Origin of the sequence: Cupriavidus cauae (assembly GCF_008632125.1) — a bacterium.
Classification (GTDB): Bacteria; Pseudomonadota; Gammaproteobacteria; order Burkholderiales; family Burkholderiaceae; genus Cupriavidus; species Cupriavidus cauae.
Genome location: NZ_VWRN01000058.1, coordinates 1 through 692, shown reverse-complemented (window position 1 = coordinate 692; position 692 = coordinate 1). Strand labels below are relative to the sequence as shown.

The window sequence follows — 692 nt, the reverse complement described above, 5'->3', positions numbered from 1 at the left end:
TCGCGCGCCGGTGTCTGGCGCATCCTGCGCGAGTTCGAGCAGCGCGGCCTGCCGCTGACCATCTTCGGGGTGTCGATGGCGCTGCAGCGCCATCCCGAGCTGACCCGCGCCTTCGTCGAGCTGGGCCACGAGATCGCCTGCCACGGCTGGCGCTGGATCCATTACCAGAACATCGACGAGGCCACCGAGCGCGAGCACATGCGCATCGCGATGCAGATCATCCGCGAGCTGACCGGCAGCGCGCCGCTGGGCTGGTACACCGGCCGCGACAGCCCCAACACGCGGCGCCTGGTGGTCGAGCACGGCGGCTTCGTCTACGACTCGGACTACTACGGCGACGACCTGCCGTTCTGGACCGAGGTGCGGACGAGCAACGGCGAGACGAAGCCGCATCTGGTGGTGCCCTACACGCTGGACTCGAACGACATGCGCTTTGCCACGCCGCAGGGCTTCAACACCGGCGAGCAGTTCTTCCAGTACCTGAAGGACGCCTTCGACGTGCTGTACGCCGAGGGCGATCCCCAGGGGCTGAACCAGCCGAAGATGCTGTCGATCGGCATGCATTGCCGGCTGCTCGGCCGCCCTGGGCGCTTTCGCGCGCTGCAGCGTTTCCTGGACTACGTGCAGTCGCACGACAAGGTCTGGATCGCGCGCCGCATCGATATCGCGCGGCACTGGATCGAGACGCATCC

At 67.3% G+C, this 692-nt stretch carries 1 protein-coding gene; it reads left to right on the top strand.

All coding sequences use genetic code 11. The annotated features are described in order from the left end of the window. Positions 1-692: polysaccharide deacetylase family protein (locus F1599_RS22070; RefSeq protein WP_150084593.1), on the top strand; the 692-nt coding region annotated here is incomplete at both ends.